Here is a 16,146-nt window from a genome sequence, read left to right as displayed (position 1 = left end):
GGGTCCCCGAGCATACCGGAGCATGTCCTCACTCCACCGGCATGTCCGAAGGGTGAGTCTCGAATTCCCCCCAGGCCAAATGGCCACGCAGGTGTCATCCCATGAGCCCCCCAAACGTAAATCGTGCCGCGCTGCATGTCGAAGACAGCGGCGGCAACGGCCGCCCGGTTGTACTGATCCATGGCTGGCCTCTTTCGGGCGAGGCTTGGGCGGACCAAGTCGGCCCGCTTCGCGACGCCGGCTATCGCGTCATCGCCTATGACCGCCGAGGTTTCGGCCGTTCGGAAAAGCCGGACTCCGGTTTCGACTACGACACGCTGGCGGCCGACTTGGCCGGCATTCTTGAAGACCTCGACTTGCACAACGTCAGCTTGATCGGCTTCTCAATGGGCGGCGGCGAAGTGGCTCGCTACATCGCCAACCATGGCGAAACGCGATTGCATAGCGTGGTGTTCGCGTCGGCGGTGCCGCCCTGCCTGATGAAAAGCACTGACAATCCCGACGGGCCGCTGACGCCCGAAGCTGCACAGGAAAAGGAAGCGGGCCTGAAGGCCGGCCGCGCCGCGTTCTTCGACAAATTCACCACCACGTTTTTCTCGGTCAAAGGCGAGTTGAAGGTGACCGAAGCACAGCGCCAGCAAGCAATCGCGATCTGCGAACAGTCGGACCAGACGGCGGCGCTGGGCTGCATGAAGGCCTTCGCCACCACCGACTTCCGATCAGATCTGGCCAAGGTGACGGTACCCACCCTAGTGCTGCATGGGGAAGGCGATGCCACGGTGCCGTTCCAGGGCTCGGGCGAACGCACGCACAAGGCGATCACCGGCAGCGAGCTGGTGCTGTTGGAGGGCGCTCCCCACGGCTGCAATGTGAGTCACGCCAAGGAATTCAACGCGGCGTTGTTGGCGTTCTTGGCCAAGTAGGTGCGATGCGCTGCTGCAGCCGTTAGTCGGGCGCGATAACGCGTCCGGCATCTCGTGGTAGCGGTGGTGCGCCGAGCATCGCCCGCCGTCAGCGGCCTGAGGCGCGCTTCCAGAGGTGCTTCAGGCCGGGGACGAGCCCCCGGTGCACGACGACGGAGATCGTGGCGAACGCGAAAGCGAAGATCGAGGGCAGGATGGCGCCGATCGCCACCATCGACCCGGCGAGGAAACCGAGGACGATCTCACCGCGCCAGACGGGGAACGCCAGCGAGAGCGCAAGCAGGCTGCCGAGGATCCACGTCCCGTCGATGTCGGGTCGGACGATCACGAAGGTGGCAATGGCAGCGCCGGCCGCGAGGCCGCCGATGAGCCCGGCGACGATGCCGGGACGCCAGCGCGGGCGAAGCCCGGCGCCGATGGCGCGCCGGCGGATGGAGGGCGCGTACAGGAATGCCAGCAAGGGCAGCCACAGCAGGCCCCACGCGTTCGAGATCGACGGCATCGAAGCGTCGGCAAGGAAGTGATGGCTGGCGATGCCGCCCTGCGACCACTCCCAGCCCAGGTGCAAGGCAACAAGGCCCGCCGCCAACGCGGCGAGCCTCAGACGCCAGCCACCGACGGAGAGCGCCATCGTCAGGAACTGACGGTGGCTTCGGCCTCGCCTTCCGCGGGTGCGGCGGGCTCGGCAGCGGTGTCGTCCGAAGCCGACTTGCAGTCCGTATCGACGTTGATGCTCTTGGCGTACGGGGCGAACTCGGGCACGAGGGCGGTCAGGCGCTCCTGCGCGACCTCGAGGCCTTCGACCTGGGTGCAGAGCGCGAGTGCGGCGGCCTCGATCTTCTTCGCTTCGGCCTCGATGCGGGCCTCGGCGCCCTCGGCGTTGCCACCGAAGATGCTCTCGATCGCGAGGGCGGCCGCTTCGCCGCCGATCGCGGCGCCCTAGCGCCCGATGGCCATGCCGGCCTCGGCCACGGCCAGCACTTCCTTGCGGTAGGCCAGGGCGGCTTCGCGCTGCTCGGGGGTGAAGGGCACGGCCGTACCGTTGATGAGCAGGTCGCCCTGCGGCGTCAGTTCGGCCTTCGGTCCGCCGCCGTCCACCTGCAGCGAGAGGTTTTCCTCCTGCAGCTTGCGGCTGGCTTCGGCCAGGGCCTTGTCGACTTCGCCGCCCGCGGCGGTGGCTTCGGCGACGCTCTTTCGGGTCTCGTCAGCGATCTGCTGGGCGGTGCTGCGCGCCTGCTCGCCGCAGGCCGTTCCGGCGAGTGCGAAGGTCAGGGCGAGGGCAATGGGGGACAGTCGCGAGAGGCGCATGGGGATTCCTCGGAATGGGAGTTGAAGGGTCAGCCGCCGATGACGACGCGACCGCGGATGCCGCGGGTGTCGATGTTCTCGAGGGTGTCGCGGTCGGCGACGACCACGTCGCCATCGACGTTCTCGACCTCGACATCGCCGGAGCCGACGCTGTCGATGCGCACGGCGCCGCGCACGCCGCGCAGGGCGATGTCACCGGAGCCGACGGAGGCGATGCGGGCATCGCCGCGCACGCCCTCGACGCTGATCGAGCCGCTGCCGGCAGACAGCGAGGCGATGGGGCCGACATCGAGCATGTCGACGTCACCGGAACCGACGCTGGCGCGCACATCACCCTGCACGCGCTTGAGTACGGCGTCTCCCGAGCCAACCTCCACGGCCACCGCGGTGGCACCGTCGACCACGAGGTCGCCGGAACCGACGTCGCCCTCGACGCGCCCGACCTGGCGCAGCGCCACGTCGCCCGAGCCGACATTGACATCAATGCGGGAAAGCCCCGTAAGTGCCGCATCGCCCGAACCGACGGCCAGCGACAGCGGCATATCGGCGGGCAGCGAAAGGCTGATCTCGCGCCAGGTGTAAACGTCGGTGCCGAACAGGCCGTAGATCGTGATCGAGCTGTTGCGACTCGCGATGTGCAAGGTGTCGCCACGCCGTTCGACGGTCATCCGGCTATCGGCCGCTCGCTCGGCGGTCGAGCCGCAGTGCTTGATGGACAGCGCCGGTGCACCCGGCGTCACGGTGAGCTCGTCTGCGCCGATCTCGACCACGACGCGGCTGACGCCGGTGAAATCCAGCGCAGGCGCTTCGGAACGGGAGTGCTCGCAACGGTCGGCGGCCATGGAGGGGAAGGCAAGGACGCAGGCCGTTGCGAGCAGCAAGGGGCGGAGCAGGGGGCGGGGGCTCTTGAAGGACATCGTTCGGACTCCGACTCGGGGGCTGGGTGCCCGGCCGAAGCCGGGCACCGGAGGGCATCAGGCGTCTTCGCGCCAGCGGCGCAGGCGGATGGCGACGGCAATGAGGGCGGCGGCGGCGGCCAGGCCGATCCACAGCGAGGGCGAGGTCAGGCTGGCATAGCTCATCGACACCAGTTCGAACACGCTCTGTTCGGTGGGCTGGAAGTCGTCCACGCGCTCCGCGTTCCCGGAGAACGCGAACCACATGCCGGGCAGGAAGCTGCCGAACAGCCGACCCACGATGTTCTCCCAGAACCAGTCGGCGCCGAGGTCGCGGTCGAACATCGCCTGCTGCCAGGAGAGCAGGATGCCCGCCAGCACCGGGGTGCCCACTGCCCACAGGAAGGGCGCGCGCTTGGCCCAGGCCGAGACGGCCATGCACCAGGCGATGCTCGGCAACACCCACAGCGCGTACACCGGGATCACCGCCAACACCGCGAGCGGCGCCAGGTAGAACTCGCCGGTGGTCAGCAGTTCCTGGAATACGCTGACGCCGAAGGCAGACAACGACAGTGCGGCCAATAGAGCCACCAACGTAGCGACCACGATACCCACAAGTGCGGTGATCAGTGGCGCTACCAGCGCCATCGAGACGAGTTTTGAGAGGACGGTGGCGGTGTTCGAGACCGGCATCGACTTCCAGAACAGCACGCTGCGGTCGCGGCGGTCGTCGAAGAGCGATCCCAGCGCGTAGAACAGCAGCACGAAGGCGAGTACGGCCGCCAGCGGCGCCATCGACGGGATAATCGCGAACGCCAAGCCTTCGGCCATCTGCGTCTGGGTCGCCTGCGAGATGTTGGCGCCGTCGATAACGATGTTCTCGCCATTGACATGGATGCCGCCCGTCTTGGCTGCGAGGCCGATGAACATGCTCGCAGCTCCTGCGCCGAGCATCAGCCCGCCGACCACCACGGGCGCCCAGAGCATGCCGCCCTTGTGCTCCCAGAATTCGCGCTTCAACAGGGTTGGGAAGGTGTTCATGCGTAGGTTCCTTTCATCGTGGCGACGAACAGGTCGGCGACGCCCGGGGTGCGGAGTTCGCCCAGCTCGGCCAGGCGGTCGCGCGGCTGGCCGTCGAACAGGAAGACGGTCTTGCCGAAGACGCTGCGCTCGTCGATGGGCTTGAGCGCGCGGGCGGCCTCGGCCTTGTCGCTGCCGACCATCACTTCGTGGAAGCGCTCGCCCACGTCGTCCATCGTCGCCTGCAGCACCAGCTTGCCGTCGCGGATGAACACGAGGTCGGTGAGGATGTGTTCGATCTCCTCCACCTGGTGGGTGGTGACGATGATCGTCTTCTCCTCGTCGAAGTAGCGCTCCAGCAGGTCCTTGTAGAACTGCTTGCGGTAGAGGATGTCGAGGCCGAGCGTCGGCTCGTCCAGCACCAGCAGCTTGGCGTCGATGGCCATGACCAGTGCCAGATGGAGCTGCACGATCATGCCCTTGGACATGGCCTTGACCTTCATTTTCGGGTCGAGCTTGGTGTGGGCGAGGAAGGCCTGGCATTTCTCGCGGTTGAAGCGCGGGTGCACGCCGGCGACGAAGTCGATGGCCTGCGCGACGCTGATCCAGCGCGGCAGTACGGCGACGTCGGCGATGAAGCACACGTCCTTCATCAGGGCGTCGCGCTGTGTGCGCGGGTCGTGGCCCAGCACCGTCATGTCGCCTTCGAAGTCGATCAGGCCGAGCATGGCCTTCAGCGTGGTGGTCTTGCCGGAGCCGTTCGGGCCGATGAGGCCGACGATGCGCCCCGGGGCGATGTCGAAATCGATGCGGTCGACGGCGATGGACTTGCCGTAGCGCTTGGCCAGGCCGCGGGCGGAGACAGTCATGGCGCTCATGCGTGGACTCCGTTGATCGGCTTGGCCGCGAGCAGCTGCTCGGGCTTCAGGCCGAGGCGCTCGATGCGGGCCAGCACCTGCGGCCATTCTTCCTTCAGGAAGCGCTCGCGCTCGGAGGCGAGCAGTTTTTCCCGAGCTCCATCGATGACGTACATCCCCAGTCCCCTTCGTTTTTCCACCAAGGCCTCGTCGGCCAGTTCCTGATAGGCGCGTGACACGGTGATCGGATTGAGCTGGTAGTCGGCGGCCACCTGGCGCACCGAGGGGAGGGCATCCCCTTCCTTCAGCTCACCGTCGAGCACCATGGCCACGACGCGCTCCTTGAGTTGCCGATAGATCGGCGTGCTGTCGCTCCAGGCGATGCTCATCACGGGGCTCCCGCGCTGGCGCGCTTTCCGAAGGAGAAGAAGGGCACCGCGTGCGGCGAACGGGCGCCGGCGCGAGCCGTGGTCTGGCCGGCCCGGGCGTCGACCTGCGCGATGGCGGCGACGGCCTGCTGGCTGGCATTGGCGGCCAGGCTGCCCGGGCGGGGCGGTTCACCCAGGGCGTAGCCGAGCGAGGTCACGCCGGCGGCGAGGACCAGGGCGCTCAGGCTGTTGCGGAGGCGGGTGTTCATGGCGGGACCTCAGTGAGGTGGGTGGGTGGTGGTGTAGGTAACTATAACACCAGTTTTCGGCCCGTCAACACCCCGAACACGGAGAATGAGCAAACTGATGGCATAGACCGGCAGCGGCCGGTTCCACCGAGGAGAAGGCAATGAAGGCTTGGATCGGCGCTCTGGCGCTGGTGGTCGGGATGGGCGCGGGCGCGTTTGCGGGTGGCGCGCAAGCCGGGGTGCTGAACCACGAGTTCCGACGTCTGGCCGGGGAAGATCGCGTCAACCTCGCGCAGGCCTATGCCGGGCAGGTGTTGCTGGTGGTGAACACGGCCAGCAAATGCGGCCTCACGCCGCAATACGAAGGCCTGGAGGCCCTGCACCAGAAGTATTCCGCGCAGGGCTTCGCGGTGCTCGGTTTCCCGTCGAACGACTTCATGGGCCAGGAGCCCGGCAGCGAGTCGGAGATCCAGGAATTCTGCACGCTGACCTACGGCGTGAAGTTCCCGATGTTCGAGAAGGTCGTCGTGCGCGGCGCCGAAGCCACGCCGTTCTATCGCGAGCTGGCCGCGGCAACCGGTGACCAGCCCGGTTGGAATTTCCACAAATATCTGATCGGCCGCGACGGCTCGGTGGTGGCCAGCTTCGGCAGCCGCACCAAGCCGGATGCGCCGGAGATCGTCGAGGCCATCGAAAAGGCGATCGCCGCGCCGAAGCCCTGAGGCCTCAGACGCGCTTCAAAACGGCTTCGATCATCCAACCCAGCACGGGGATGTGGCGGAAGAGTCCTTCCGCCGCATTCCAGTAGTCCTGGTGGTAGACGACGCGGCCGTCCGCGTCGAAGCGCAGGTGGGACAGGCCGATGCTCTCCGTGTCCTGGCCCTTCTTGAAGCGCTTGAAGCGGATCACCATGCGCCAGCGCAGCAGGTATTCGCCTTCCGGATTGCGCGTGCTGTCGATGATCTCGACGCGGCAGTGTTCAACGGCCTCGGCGCTCTCGCGCAGGTAGTGCGCGAGGGCCTCGCGGCCGACGACCGTCTTCAACGTGTCGTTGAACCAGATGTCCTCGGCATAGGTCGCGGGCAGCAGGCGTTCGATGCGGTCGGGCGCGAAGCTGGAGAAGAACGCTGCGAAGGCATCGAGGGCGCGGGCTTCCGCGTCGCTGCCGGCTGCGGGAGGATGCGAGTGGCGGCGTCGTGCCGCATCGAGGGCTTGGAAGGTATCCATGAGCGGATTGGAGCGCGAGGCACGTCGGGAGTACATGACGGTACAGGACCTCTACCAGCCGCCGCTGCCGAGTGCCGCGGTGTGGTTGACGTGGTCGGGCCTGCTGCCTTTCCTCGCGGCCCTGGTGGCCTGGGGCGCGGGTGGCCTGCTCGGCGAGCCGCGCCCTCTGGCGATCGGCAGCAAGGCCTTCCTCGTTTACTCGGCGGTGATCCTCAGCTTCCTCGGTGGGGTGCGCTGGGGTCGGGTGATGAGCGCGGGGGCCGGTGCCCAAGGTTACGTGCTCGCCGTGCTGCCCAGCCTGTGGGCCTTCCCGGCCCTGTTCCTGCCCGCCCTCTACGCCTTGGCCGCGCTCGCCGTCGGCTTCGGGCTGGCCCTGTGGTTCGACACCCGCGCCGACGCCTTGCCCGCGACGCCGGGCTTCCGCCAGCTGCGCCGGCGGATCTCCGCGGCGGTAATCGCCGCCCACGGGGTGGCCATGGGGCTGTGTTGGCACTTCGGCGGTGGGCTCGCGCCGGCCTGAGCCGCGCATTGCCGAAGCCCGCCTTCGAGGCCACAATCGGCGGCCCGCCGCGTCCGTGGCGGTTCCGACTGATGGAGTCCGTTCCCCCATGCTGAACACCCGTTCCCTGGCCGCCACCGCCCTGCTGGGCCTCTGCGTCTTCGCCGCGCCGGCCTTCGCCCAGAACCCGACCGCCGCCCCGGCCCCGGCGGAAGGCCCGGCCACGCTGCAGCTCCCGGCCGTTGAAGGCCTGCGGACCGACAACGAGAAGATCAGCTACATGATCGGCCTGCAGATGGCGAACAGCCTGCAGCAGGTGAAGGACTACGTGGATCCGGCCACGCTCGCCAAGGCCATCCAGGCCGGCCTCTCCGGTGAAGGCAAGCTCATGACCGACGCTCAGGCACAGGAAGTGGGCATGGCCTTCGGCCAGTTCATGCAGCGCAAGCAGGCGGCGCTGATCGCCGAGCAGGGCGCGAAGAACCTCGCCGAAGGCGAAGCCTTCCTGGCCTCGAACAAGGCCAAGGCCGGCGTCCGCACGACCGAGAGCGGCCTGCAGTACCAGGTGGTCCGCGCTGGCGCCGGCGCGCAGCCGACCGCCGCCGACACCGTGAAGGTGCACTACCGCGGCACGCTGCTCGACGGCAAGGAGTTCGACAGCTCCTACGCCCGCAACGAGCCGGCGACGTTCCCGCTGGCCGGCGTGATCCCGGGCTGGACGGAAGGCGTGCAGCTGATGCCGGTGGGCTCGAAGTACGTGTTCTGGATCCCGGCCGCGCTGGCCTACGGCCCGAACGGCGCCGGTCAGGACATTCCGCCGAACGCCACGCTGAAGTTCGAGGTCGAGCTGCTCGAGATCGTCAAGCAGGACGCCGCGACGCCGGCCCAGTAAACCGCTCGCCACGCTGTGATGGAAAGGCCGCGGTTCGCCGCGGCCTTTCTGTTTTCCGGGGCGACGTGGCTCAGTCGAGATCGTTGGCGTTGCAGCGTGGCGCGACGGCCATACCGGGCACCAGCGCCCAGGCGCGGCGGTTCGACAGCCCCACGGCGATCACCTGCGCGGCATCCACGCACTCCGGCACCGTGTCGGCGCGGGCGAGCACCCAGCGCGTGGCCGGCGCCTCGGCCAGCCAGATGGCCCCGGAGCGCCACTGCGCCTTGCCGGAGGCCTTGAAGCCAAAATCGGTCACGGGGCGGTCGGCCTGCAAGCGCATCTGTTCCGTCCACGCGACCAGCGCCAGCTCGGCATCCGCCGGAAGACGTTCCGCCACGGCCGCCATCACCGTGCGGCCCGAGCTGCTCGGGTCCAACGCAGGCCGCAATATGAGGCCGTAGGTGGTCCAGACGATGGCGGTGACGGCCAGCAGGCCCGGAACCACCCTTCGGGTGCGGGTCATGCCCATCGCCGCAAGGCCGAGCACCCCCGCAACAAGGAAGCCGGCGAACACGGTCTGGACGTCACCGTCGGCGATGCCGCGGGATTCGGCCAGCTTCGCCGACCAGGCCTCGGGCCCCACGAGCCCGGCCAAGCCGACCACGCCCATCAGCGACGCGAGGAACAGACCGTAGCCGAACAGGGTGCGCCGCACGCCGGCGCGTTCCAGCAGGGAGGCGAGCAGGGGAGCCGCGGCCACGCACAGCACCGGCAGCGCCGGGAAGATGTAGACGCCGCGCTTGCCCGGACTGGCCGAGAAGAACAGCAGCACCATGACCACCCACGCGAGCAGGGTGATCGTCGCCGGATCGCCTTCGCGAATTCGACGCCACCACGCAGGCACCAGCCAGGGCAGCAGCAATGCGCCCGGCATCCACAAGGAAGCGACCACTTCGCTGTAGTACCACCACGGCTTGATGTGGTGCCACGCGTTGACGTAGCGCTCGCCGGTCTGCTTGAAGAGCAACTCGGCGACGTAGGCCTTCAACTCCGGATTGGGGTTGCGCAGCACCTCCAGCGCGATCGGCGCCAGCCACACGGCCGTGCCGGCGAGGAAGGCCGGCAGCACCAGCGACCAGCGCACCCGCCACGGACCGCGCGAGGCGTCCGGCAGGGGCAGGGCGCCGCGACGTTCGAGGATGAAGGCCGGCAGCAGCATCAGCAGGGGCAGGAAGCCAACCCCCTTGGTGACCGTGCCGAGGCCGGCGAGGAAGGCGCCGAACCACATCCAGCGGGGCGAGTGGCCGAGGAACAGGTGCCGCCCCATAGCCCAGACCGCGCCCATGATCATGGCCACGACCACCATGTCGATCTGCGCGCGTTTCGCCTGCAATCCGAACTGCAGGCACAGCGCCAACGCTACCGATGCGGCCATGCCGGCTTGCGGCCCCCAGAGGCGCCGCGCGAGGTCGTAGACCAGCCACAGCGTCAGCACGCCGGCCAGCAGCGAGGGCAGCAGGAAGGCGATGCGGAGATCGCCGACCGCGGCGTAGGCGCTGGCTTGCATCCACATGAAGACCGGGGGCTTTTCGGCGTAGATCTCGCTGCCACGGTGGGGCACCAGCCAGTTGCCGGTGTCGACCATGTCCTGCGCCATCATCGCGAAGCGCGGTTCGTCGGGCGGGGTGGGTTCGCGCAGGCCGATGCCGGCGCCCAGCACCAGGAAGGCCGCGAGCAGCCAGAGCAGCAGCCGGCGCTCACGACGAAGCACGGGAATCCTCGCTGCTGGACGCGCCGGCCTTGTCCCAGCCGCGATGGCGGATGTCGAGCCACAGGCTGTAGCAGGCCGTGAAAGTGGGGAACAGGTTCTGCAGCACGCCGACGGAATCGCGCTTGTCGGAGAACAGGAAGTAGGACAGCACCATCAGGCTGCCGAGGATGCTCATGTACCAGAACAGGCGCGGAATGACCGGCTTGCCGGCGCGGCGGCTGGCGACGAACTGCACGAGCCAGCGTCCGCCGAACATCAGCGCGCCGAGGTAGCCGATCAGCTTCCACGGCGTGATGTGGATGCCGGTCCAATCGAGCCAGAGGATTTCCTGGTTCATGCGCGCTTCGACTCCGCAGCCGGGAATTCCTTGATCGCCGTGCGCTTGGCGCGGCGGATCAGCCAGATCACGCCGCGCAGGTCGGCAAAGGCCACGAGCAGACGGCCGAAGTTGGTGTACTTCGACGTGCCGGCGCCGCGCTCGCGGTGGTTCACCGGCACGCTCACCGTCTTCCAGCCGGCGCGCTGGAACAGCGCAGGCAGGTAGCGGTGCATGTGGTCGAAGTAGGGCAGGTCGAGGAAGGCCTCGCGTTCGAACAGCTTCAGGCCGCAGCCGGTGTCCGGTGTGGCGTCGCGCAGCAGGCGGGCGCGGACGGCGTTCGCGACGCGCGAGCTGATGCGCTTGCCGGCGTTGTCGCGCCGCGTGGTGCGCCAGCCGGCGAAGCACTTGGTGTCGGCGTCGGAGATGGTGCGCGTGGCGAGCAGCAGGCGGATGTCGGCCGGGTCGTTCTGCCCGTCGCCGTCGAGCGTGGCGATCCACTCGCCGCGCGCGGCCTTGATGCCGTTGCGGATCGCCGTGCTCTGGCCGCTCTGCTGCGCATGGGAGAGCACGCGGAGTTCCGGATGGCGCTGCTGGGCCTGCCGGAGCTCCTCCAACGTCCCGTCCCTCGAAGCGTCGTCGACGAACACCATCTCGAAGGCGAGCCGGCCGCGAAGGGCCTTAGCCACCTCGTCGACCAGCCGACCGACATTGCCTTGTTCGTTGAAAGCGGGGACGACGACGCTCAAGGGGAGGCGGTGGGCTTGCGGTTCACTCATGGGGCCAGCGGGATCAGGAACGTGGGCGCCAAGTCTAGGCCAGCCGGGGACTGGAATGCCTTAAGGAGACGGGCGATGAGACGCAATCGCGGTTGCCCCCCGGGTTGGCGCCCGGATTGCCCTTCGCGCGCGCTGCAAATCGACACCTTCGGCCGCTAGAGTGCAGCCTGCGTTCAGCCATTCGGAGCGGTGCATGCGCGTCAGCGTGTTTGGAACGGGGTATGTGGGGCTGGTGACCGGCGCCTGCCTCGCCGAGGTCGGTCACCAGGTGGTCTGCGTCGATGTCGACGCCGCGAAGATCGCCGGTCTCCGCGAGGGCCGCATCCCGATCTTCGAGCCTGGCCTCGACGAACTGGTGCGCAACAACCACCGGGCGGGCCGCCTCGACTTCACGACCGAGGCGGAAACCGCCATCGCCCACGCGCGGATCGTCTTCATCGCGGTCGGCACGCCCCCGGACGAGGACGGCAGCGCGGATCTGCGCCACGTGCTCGCGGTGGCGCGCACTCTGGGCCGGCACATCGCCCAGCCCACTGTCATCGTCAACAAGAGCACCGTGCCGGTAGGCACCGCCGATCGCGTCCGCGAGGTCGTGGCCGCCGAGCTGGCCGCCCGGGGGGCCGACGTCGAGTTCCACGTGGTCTCGAACCCCGAGTTCCTGAAGGAGGGCGCGGCCGTCGCCGACTGCCTGCGCCCCGACCGCATCATCCTGGGCAGCCGCGATACCGGCGCCATCGAGAAGATGAAGCGGCTCTACGCCCCGTTCAACCGCAACCACGAGCGCGTCATCGTCATGGACGAGCGTTCGGCCGAGCTGACCAAGTACGCCGCCAACGCCATGCTGGCGACGAAGATCAGCTTCATGAACGAGATGGCGAACATCGCCGAGCGCGTCGGGGCCGACATCGAAGCCGTGCGCCACGGCATCGGCAGCGACCCGCGCATCGGCTGGCACTTCATCTATCCCGGTGCCGGCTACGGCGGCAGCTGCTTTCCGAAGGATGTCCAGGCGCTGGAACGTACGGCAAGGCAGCACGGCTACGACGCGCGCATCCTCGAGGCGGTGGAGGGCGTCAACGACCGCCAGAAGGGCAAGCTGTTCGAGCTGATCGCGCGGCATTTCGGTGGCGACGTGCGTGGCCGCACCTTCGCGGTCTGGGGCCTCGCCTTCAAGCCCAACACCGATGACATGCGCGAAGCTTCCAGTCGCCTGCTGCTGCAACAGCTCTGGGACGCTGGCGCCCGCGTGCGGGCGCACGACCCCGAGGCGATGGACGAAGCCCGGCGGATCTTCGGTGAGCGCGGGGACCTGACGCTGTGCCCGACGCCCGAGGAGGCGCTCGCGGGGGCCGACGCGCTGGTCGTCGTCACCGAGTGGAAGGCCTTCTGGAGCCCGGACTTCGACGCTTTGAGGCACACTTTGCAGGCCGGCGTCGTCTTCGACGGCCGGAACGTCTACGACCCGAAGGAAGTGGAAGAAGCAGGCCTCGCGTACTACGGCATCGGCCGGGGGCGCAGCCTCCTTGCCCCGAAGCCGAATGCCCAGCCCTGACCGCGACACCACTGCCGACCGCCGGCTCACCGAACTCGAAACCCGCCTGGCCTTCCAGGAGCACGCGATGCAGGAGCTCTCCGAAGCCCTCGCCGATGCGCGCATCGAAGGCCAGAAAAACCGCGAGCTGCTCACCCGCGTGCTCGACGACCTCAAGCAACTGCGCCGTGCGCTGATGGCCGATCCGGCCAGCGAGCCGCCGCCGCCGCATTACTGATCCGCCATGAGTGACAGCCTGAAAGACCAGCTGCTCGGCCTCGGCTTCAAGGCCGCGCCGAAGCCCGAGCGCACCGAGCGCAAGCCCGAACCCAAGCGCGAGCATCGGCCGTCGGGCGGCGAACGCCCGCAAGCTGCGAAGCCCGGCGGTGGCAAGCCGGGCGCACCCCGCGACGGACGCGGCCCCCGTGGCCCGCGCCCGGACCAGCGTGGCGGTGGCAAGCCGCGCACGCAGGAGGAGATCGATCTCGCCAAGGCCTACGCGCTGCGCGCGGAGACCGAGAAGCGTGAGCGCATCGCCGCGGAACAGGCCAAGCAGGAGGCGGCGCGCGTCCGCCGCGAGGCGAAGGCCAAGCTGGATGCCTTCCTCGTGGGCAAGGCGCTCAACGATGCCGCTGCCGAACATGCGCGGCATTTCCCCTACGGCGGCAAGATCAAGCGCATCCACGTGACGCCCGACCAGCTGAAGGCCCTCAATGCCGGTGAGCTCGGCGTGGTGCAGAGCAACGGGCGCTACCTTCTGGTGACGGCGGCCGTGCTGGCCGAAGCGAAGGCGCTCTTTCCCGACGCGGTGGCGCTCGAGGTGGATCCCAACGCGCCGCCCGGCAGCGACGAGTACGCCGATCCGCAGTACCAGGTGCCCGACGACCTCGTCTGGTGAGCCGGATGCTTCGGGATCGTCAGTGGCGGGGATGGATCGCGGCGTCGGCCGTCCTCGCCATCGCGGGTGCCCTGTCGGCACCGGCCGGTCTCGGCCTGCACTACGTGTTCAAGCCGGTCACGACCCTGTTGCTCATCGCGTTCGCCTGGCGCTCGGAGGACCCCCATGGCCTCCGCCCCGGGGTGATCACCGGCCTGCTGCTCTCGCTGGTGGGCGACGTCGCGCTGATGCTGCCCATCGACGCGTTCGTGGTCGGACTCGGTGCCTTCCTGCTGGCGCACCTTGCCTACATCGTTGCGTTTTTTCGCCACGGCCGGCCCAAGGCGGTCGCGCTCGCATGGCTGGGCTATGGCCTGCTCGCGGCGGGCGTGCTCTCCCTGCTTCTGCCCCAGGTGCCGGGCCCCATGCAGGGAGCGGTGATCGCGTACGTCGTCGTGCTGACCGGCATGGCGGCGTTCGCCTTCGGTGCCCGCGAGCGCGGGGGAGCCGGCTTGGCGGTCGGTGGCGCGCTGTTCGTCCTCAGCGACGGCCTGCTCGCTTGGGACCGGTTCGCGTCCGCCGTGCCGTTGGCCTCGCTGTGGGTGCTCGCCACCTACTGGGCCGCCCAATGGTGCATCGCCCGCTCGATCGCGGCGGAGGCGCGCCATGGCTGAGGCCATCATGTTCTGGGCTATCCCGGCCTTTTTCCTGCTGATCGGCATCGAACTCGTTGCCGCCCGCGTGATGGGACGCGCCGTCTACCGCGTGAACGACGCCATCGCCAGCCTGTCGCTCGGCGTGATGTCGCAGGTGGCCGGCGTGTTCACCAAGGCGCTCACCATCGGCATCTACGCCGTGGCCGTGGAGCACGTCGCGCTGTTCGAACTCTCCGCCACCAGCCCCTGGGTGTGGATCGCCGGGCTGGTGCTCTACGACTTCTGCTACTACTGGCTGCACCGTGCCGGCCACGAGGTGAACCTGCTCTGGGCCGCGCACGTGGTGCACCACCAGAGCGAGCGCTACAACCTCACCACCGCGCTGCGGCAGACCAGCAGCGGCGCGCTGCTCGGCTGGGTGTTCTACCTGCCGATGGCCGTGCTCGGGTTTCCGCTCGAGGTGTTCGCGGTAGTGGCGGTGATCGACCTGCTGTACCAGTTCTGGATCCACACCGAGCTGGTGCCGAAGCTGGGCTGGTTCGACCGCGTCTTCGCCTCACCCTCGAACCATCGCGCCCACCACGCGATGAACGAGCGTTACCTCGACAAGAACTACGGCGGCCTGTTCATCCTGTGGGATCGGCTGTTCGGCACTTTCGTCGAGGAAGACGATACGGATCCGGTCGTCTACGGCACGCGCGCCCCGCTGCGCAGCTTCAATCCGCTCTGGGCCAATCTCGAGGTGTACGCGGCGCTCTGGCGCGACACCTGGCGCACGGCCCGCTGGCGCGACCGCCTGCGGCTCTGGTTCGGCAAGCCAGGCTGGCGTCCTGCAGACCTGCAGGCCATCGATCCGAAGCCGGCCTTCGAGATCGCTCGAGAGGAGTACGACCCGCCGGTATCGCGCGCATTGACGGCCTACGTGCTGGCGAACTTCGCGCTGCTGCTGGTACCGGCGGTGCATTTCCTTGTCAGCGCCGGTGCGATGCCGGCGTGGCAATCCGGCGGCTACGCCTTGGGCCTCGTGGCGAGCCTCGTGGTGCTGGGGGCGCTCATGGAACGCAAACCCTGGGCCAAACCGCTGGAAGCGCTGCGTTGGGTGCTGATGGCCATGGGGTTCATCGCGGCCCTGGCCTGAGGCCTCGCCAGCCTCAGGCCGAGAGCGCCGCGAGCAGTGTCTTCCCGGCTTCGCGGTAGCGACGCAGGCGGGTTTTCCGCCCCGGCTGCGGTTCGCGCAGCAGCTGCCATGCCGTGTGCGGGAGCTCGGCGCGGGCGATGTCGTGGGGCGTGAGGTTCTTGCCGTCGATGTGCGGGCGGAAGCGCAGGTCGATCGCCTCGAAGCAGTGCTGCACCATCGCCGAGCAGTAGAGGGCGCCTTCCGAGGCGAGAAGATTGCGGCGACGGCGGAGCGAGGCCGACGGCAGAGCGAACAGCGTGCCCAAGATCTCCTTGAGCGAGTAATGCGAGGCCCCGGCGACGAGGTCGAGGCCTTGGCACAGCACGCGCCGCGTGGCGTCGGCATCGAGGCCGAAGTCCAGCACGGCGAGGTTCGGGTAGGCCTCATCGTCGAAGTAGCGCTCCATCCGGTTCTCCTGCGCTCCGAGGCGGAGGTTGCGCGAACGCAGATCGAGGTCGGATTCGATCACCCAGTGATGGCCGTCGGCGCGCTCGCCCGTGAACAGGAACGCGTGCGACCACGGGCTGCGATGGCCGTCCTCGGTGACGAAACCCTGGGTTCGTATTGCCAGCCACTTGAACAGTTCTTGCCAGAACAACTGAGCGGCTTCGCCAAGAGAACTGCCCAGCGTTGGCAATCCAACTGCCCACAACCGACAAGAACGTGACCGGCCGAGGTCGACCTATTCCGTTGAAAAACTCTGTTTCCGGCGGCAGTTCTGGTCTGGCGAAGTCGCCGCAAAGTCGATTGTTTTGATCCGCGCTACAAAAAAGTGGGCGCGCAAGCGCCCCTGATCCTCAAAAGGCGGTCGCCATTGCC

At 68.3% G+C, this 16,146-nt stretch carries 22 protein-coding genes; 9 read left to right on the top strand and 13 right to left on the bottom strand.

Annotated elements, in window-relative coordinates:
• Window positions 1-101: 101 nt before the first annotated feature.
• Window positions 102-923, top strand: coding sequence for an alpha/beta hydrolase (locus O9255_RS09240; RefSeq protein WP_297866568.1), 822 nt, complete (start codon window positions 102-104; stop codon window positions 921-923).
• Between the two features lie 88 nt (window positions 924-1,011).
• Here the strand turns inward: O9255_RS09240 and O9255_RS09235 are convergent, their stop codons facing one another.
• The 8 genes from O9255_RS09235 to O9255_RS09200 all read right to left on the bottom strand — a co-directional run bounded on the left by O9255_RS09235 (window position 1,012) and on the right by O9255_RS09200 (window position 5,641).
• Window positions 1,012-1,554 carry a hypothetical protein gene (locus O9255_RS09235; RefSeq protein ID WP_297866567.1) on the bottom strand — a complete coding sequence of 181 codons (543 nt, stop codon included), beginning with the start codon at window positions 1,552-1,554 and terminating at the stop codon, window positions 1,012-1,014.
• 2 nt (window positions 1,555-1,556) lie between these two features.
• Window positions 1,557-1,685 (bottom strand): hypothetical protein, encoded by a 129-nt coding sequence (locus O9255_RS09230; RefSeq protein ID WP_297866566.1) that lies wholly within the window; start codon window positions 1,683-1,685, stop codon window positions 1,557-1,559.
• A gap of 177 nt (window positions 1,686-1,862) precedes the next feature.
• Entirely contained in the window at window positions 1,863-2,231 is a 369-nt protein-coding gene (locus O9255_RS09225; protein WP_297866565.1) for a hypothetical protein, read from the bottom strand.
• Between the two features lie 29 nt (window positions 2,232-2,260).
• Window positions 2,261-3,148, bottom strand: a complete 888-nt coding sequence (locus tag O9255_RS09220; protein ID WP_297866564.1) for a DUF4097 family beta strand repeat-containing protein — start codon at window positions 3,146-3,148, stop codon at window positions 2,261-2,263.
• A 57-nt stretch (window positions 3,149-3,205) separates the two neighbouring features.
• Window positions 3,206-4,168, bottom strand: a complete 963-nt coding sequence (locus tag O9255_RS09215) for a hypothetical protein (RefSeq protein ID WP_297866563.1) — start codon at window positions 4,166-4,168, stop codon at window positions 3,206-3,208.
• A complete protein-coding gene (locus tag O9255_RS09210; RefSeq protein ID WP_297866562.1) occupies window positions 4,165-5,025 on the bottom strand; it encodes an ABC transporter ATP-binding protein in 861 nt (286 codons plus the stop codon). Before O9255_RS09210 ends, O9255_RS09215 begins: the two co-directional genes overlap by 4 nt.
• Window positions 5,022-5,393, bottom strand: a complete 372-nt coding sequence (locus tag O9255_RS09205; protein WP_297866561.1) for a GntR family transcriptional regulator — start codon at window positions 5,391-5,393, stop codon at window positions 5,022-5,024. The genes O9255_RS09210 and O9255_RS09205 overlap by 4 nt, the downstream gene beginning before the upstream one ends.
• Window positions 5,393-5,641, bottom strand: a complete 249-nt coding sequence (locus tag O9255_RS09200; RefSeq protein ID WP_297866560.1) for a hypothetical protein — start codon at window positions 5,639-5,641, stop codon at window positions 5,393-5,395. Before O9255_RS09200 ends, O9255_RS09205 begins: the two co-directional genes overlap by 1 nt.
• A 179-nt stretch (window positions 5,642-5,820) precedes the next feature.
• On the opposite strand from O9255_RS09200, the gene O9255_RS09195 reads away from it, so the two are divergent.
• Window positions 5,821-6,342, top strand: coding sequence for a glutathione peroxidase (locus tag O9255_RS09195; protein ID WP_297866807.1), 522 nt, complete (start codon window positions 5,821-5,823; stop codon window positions 6,340-6,342).
• Between the two features lie 4 nt (window positions 6,343-6,346).
• Here the strand turns inward: O9255_RS09195 and O9255_RS09190 are convergent, their stop codons facing one another.
• Window positions 6,347-6,847 (bottom strand): nuclear transport factor 2 family protein, encoded by a 501-nt coding sequence (locus O9255_RS09190; RefSeq protein ID WP_297866559.1) that lies wholly within the window; start codon window positions 6,845-6,847, stop codon window positions 6,347-6,349.
• Here O9255_RS09190 and O9255_RS09185 point away from each other — a divergent pair.
• Both O9255_RS09185 and O9255_RS09180 read left to right on the top strand, forming a co-directional pair.
• Window positions 6,846-7,367: a DUF3429 domain-containing protein gene (locus tag O9255_RS09185; RefSeq protein ID WP_297866558.1), complete on the top strand. Its 522-nt coding sequence runs from the start codon at window positions 6,846-6,848 to the stop codon at window positions 7,365-7,367. The genes O9255_RS09190 and O9255_RS09185 overlap by 2 nt on opposite strands.
• A gap of 88 nt (window positions 7,368-7,455) precedes the next feature.
• On the top strand, window positions 7,456-8,238 hold the full coding sequence (locus O9255_RS09180; protein WP_297866557.1) for an FKBP-type peptidyl-prolyl cis-trans isomerase: 783 nt from the start codon (window positions 7,456-7,458) through the stop codon (window positions 8,236-8,238).
• A 70-nt stretch (window positions 8,239-8,308) separates the two neighbouring features.
• On the opposite strand, the gene O9255_RS09175 is transcribed toward O9255_RS09180, so the two are convergent.
• The 3 genes from O9255_RS09175 to O9255_RS09165 are packed head-to-tail and all read right to left on the bottom strand — an operon-like array spanning window position 8,309 to window position 11,086.
• Entirely contained in the window at window positions 8,309-9,991 is a 1,683-nt protein-coding gene (locus O9255_RS09175; protein WP_297866556.1) for a glycosyltransferase family 39 protein, read from the bottom strand.
• Window positions 9,978-10,328, bottom strand: coding sequence for a lipid-A-disaccharide synthase N-terminal domain-containing protein (locus tag O9255_RS09170; RefSeq protein ID WP_297866555.1), 351 nt, complete (start codon window positions 10,326-10,328; stop codon window positions 9,978-9,980). Before O9255_RS09170 ends, O9255_RS09175 begins: the two co-directional genes overlap by 14 nt.
• A complete protein-coding gene (locus O9255_RS09165) occupies window positions 10,325-11,086 on the bottom strand; it encodes a glycosyltransferase family 2 protein (protein ID WP_297866554.1) in 762 nt (253 codons plus the stop codon). The genes O9255_RS09170 and O9255_RS09165 overlap by 4 nt, the downstream gene beginning before the upstream one ends.
• 193 nt (window positions 11,087-11,279) lie before the next feature.
• Here O9255_RS09165 and O9255_RS09160 point away from each other — a divergent pair, with 193 nt between their 5' ends.
• Genes O9255_RS09160 through O9255_RS09140 form a run of 5 tightly spaced genes read left to right on the top strand, consistent with a single transcriptional unit; the run spans window position 11,280 to window position 15,288 of the window.
• The gene (locus O9255_RS09160; protein ID WP_297866553.1) at window positions 11,280-12,638 is read left to right on the top strand and encodes a UDP-glucose/GDP-mannose dehydrogenase family protein; all 1,359 of its coding nucleotides are present in this window, start codon (window positions 11,280-11,282) and stop codon (window positions 12,636-12,638) included.
• On the top strand, window positions 12,625-12,855 hold the full coding sequence (locus O9255_RS09155) for a SlyX family protein (RefSeq protein WP_297866552.1): 231 nt from the start codon (window positions 12,625-12,627) through the stop codon (window positions 12,853-12,855). The genes O9255_RS09160 and O9255_RS09155 overlap by 14 nt, the downstream gene beginning before the upstream one ends.
• Window positions 12,856-12,861: 6 nt before the next feature.
• Complete coding sequence (locus tag O9255_RS09150; protein WP_297866551.1) at window positions 12,862-13,515, top strand: DUF2058 family protein; 654 nt, start codon at window positions 12,862-12,864, stop codon at window positions 13,513-13,515.
• A gap of 5 nt (window positions 13,516-13,520) precedes the next feature.
• Window positions 13,521-14,168 (top strand): lysoplasmalogenase, encoded by a 648-nt coding sequence (locus tag O9255_RS09145; RefSeq protein ID WP_297866550.1) that lies wholly within the window; start codon window positions 13,521-13,523, stop codon window positions 14,166-14,168.
• A complete protein-coding gene (locus tag O9255_RS09140; protein ID WP_297866549.1) occupies window positions 14,161-15,288 on the top strand; it encodes a sterol desaturase family protein in 1,128 nt (375 codons plus the stop codon). The genes O9255_RS09145 and O9255_RS09140 overlap by 8 nt, the downstream gene beginning before the upstream one ends.
• 13 nt (window positions 15,289-15,301) lie before the next feature.
• Here O9255_RS09140 and O9255_RS09135 read toward each other — a convergent pair whose 3' ends face one another.
• Complete coding sequence (locus O9255_RS09135; protein WP_297866548.1) at window positions 15,302-15,925, bottom strand: hypothetical protein; 624 nt, start codon at window positions 15,923-15,925, stop codon at window positions 15,302-15,304.
• Window positions 15,926-16,146: the final 221 nt, after the last annotated feature.

This window comes from Silanimonas sp., assembly GCF_027530345.1.
In the GTDB taxonomy this organism is placed as follows: Bacteria; Pseudomonadota; Gammaproteobacteria; order Xanthomonadales; family Xanthomonadaceae; genus Silanimonas.
This window is presented reverse-complemented; position numbering and strand designations above follow the sequence as displayed.

Bases quoted from the DNA above. Each gene is read 5' to 3' on its own strand.
- O9255_RS09185 (WP_297866558.1), top strand. From the start codon at position 6,846: ATGAGCGGATTGGAGCGCGAGGCACGTCGGGAGTACATGACGGTACAG.
- O9255_RS09160 (WP_297866553.1), top strand. From the start codon at position 11,280: ATGCGCGTCAGCGTGTTTGGAACGGGGTATGTGGGGCTGGTGACCGGC.
- O9255_RS09195 (WP_297866807.1), top strand. From the start codon at position 5,821: ATGGGCGCGGGCGCGTTTGCGGGTGGCGCGCAAGCCGGGGTGCTGAAC.
- O9255_RS09240 (WP_297866568.1), top strand. From the start codon at position 102: ATGAGCCCCCCAAACGTAAATCGTGCCGCGCTGCATGTCGAAGACAGC.
- O9255_RS09145 (WP_297866550.1), top strand. From the start codon at position 13,521: ATGCTTCGGGATCGTCAGTGGCGGGGATGGATCGCGGCGTCGGCCGTC.
- O9255_RS09180 (WP_297866557.1), top strand. From the start codon at position 7,456: ATGCTGAACACCCGTTCCCTGGCCGCCACCGCCCTGCTGGGCCTCTGC.
- O9255_RS09200 (WP_297866560.1), bottom strand. From the start codon at position 5,641: ATGAACACCCGCCTCCGCAACAGCCTGAGCGCCCTGGTCCTCGCCGCC.
- O9255_RS09190 (WP_297866559.1), bottom strand. From the start codon at position 6,847: ATGGATACCTTCCAAGCCCTCGATGCGGCACGACGCCGCCACTCGCAT.
- O9255_RS09215 (WP_297866563.1), bottom strand. From the start codon at position 4,168: ATGAACACCTTCCCAACCCTGTTGAAGCGCGAATTCTGGGAGCACAAG.
- O9255_RS09170 (WP_297866555.1), bottom strand. From the start codon at position 10,328: ATGAACCAGGAAATCCTCTGGCTCGATTGGACCGGCATCCACATCACG.
- O9255_RS09140 (WP_297866549.1), top strand. From the start codon at position 14,161: ATGGCTGAGGCCATCATGTTCTGGGCTATCCCGGCCTTTTTCCTGCTG.
- O9255_RS09235 (WP_297866567.1), bottom strand. From the start codon at position 1,554: ATGGCGCTCTCCGTCGGTGGCTGGCGTCTGAGGCTCGCCGCGTTGGCG.
- O9255_RS09165 (WP_297866554.1), bottom strand. From the start codon at position 11,086: ATGAGTGAACCGCAAGCCCACCGCCTCCCCTTGAGCGTCGTCGTCCCC.
- O9255_RS09205 (WP_297866561.1), bottom strand. From the start codon at position 5,393: ATGAGCATCGCCTGGAGCGACAGCACGCCGATCTATCGGCAACTCAAG.
- O9255_RS09155 (WP_297866552.1), top strand. From the start codon at position 12,625: ATGCCCAGCCCTGACCGCGACACCACTGCCGACCGCCGGCTCACCGAA.
- O9255_RS09220 (WP_297866564.1), bottom strand. From the start codon at position 3,148: ATGTCCTTCAAGAGCCCCCGCCCCCTGCTCCGCCCCTTGCTGCTCGCA.
- O9255_RS09150 (WP_297866551.1), top strand. From the start codon at position 12,862: ATGAGTGACAGCCTGAAAGACCAGCTGCTCGGCCTCGGCTTCAAGGCC.
- O9255_RS09225 (WP_297866565.1), bottom strand. From the start codon at position 2,231: ATGCGCCTCTCGCGACTGTCCCCCATTGCCCTCGCCCTGACCTTCGCA.
- O9255_RS09210 (WP_297866562.1), bottom strand. From the start codon at position 5,025: ATGAGCGCCATGACTGTCTCCGCCCGCGGCCTGGCCAAGCGCTACGGC.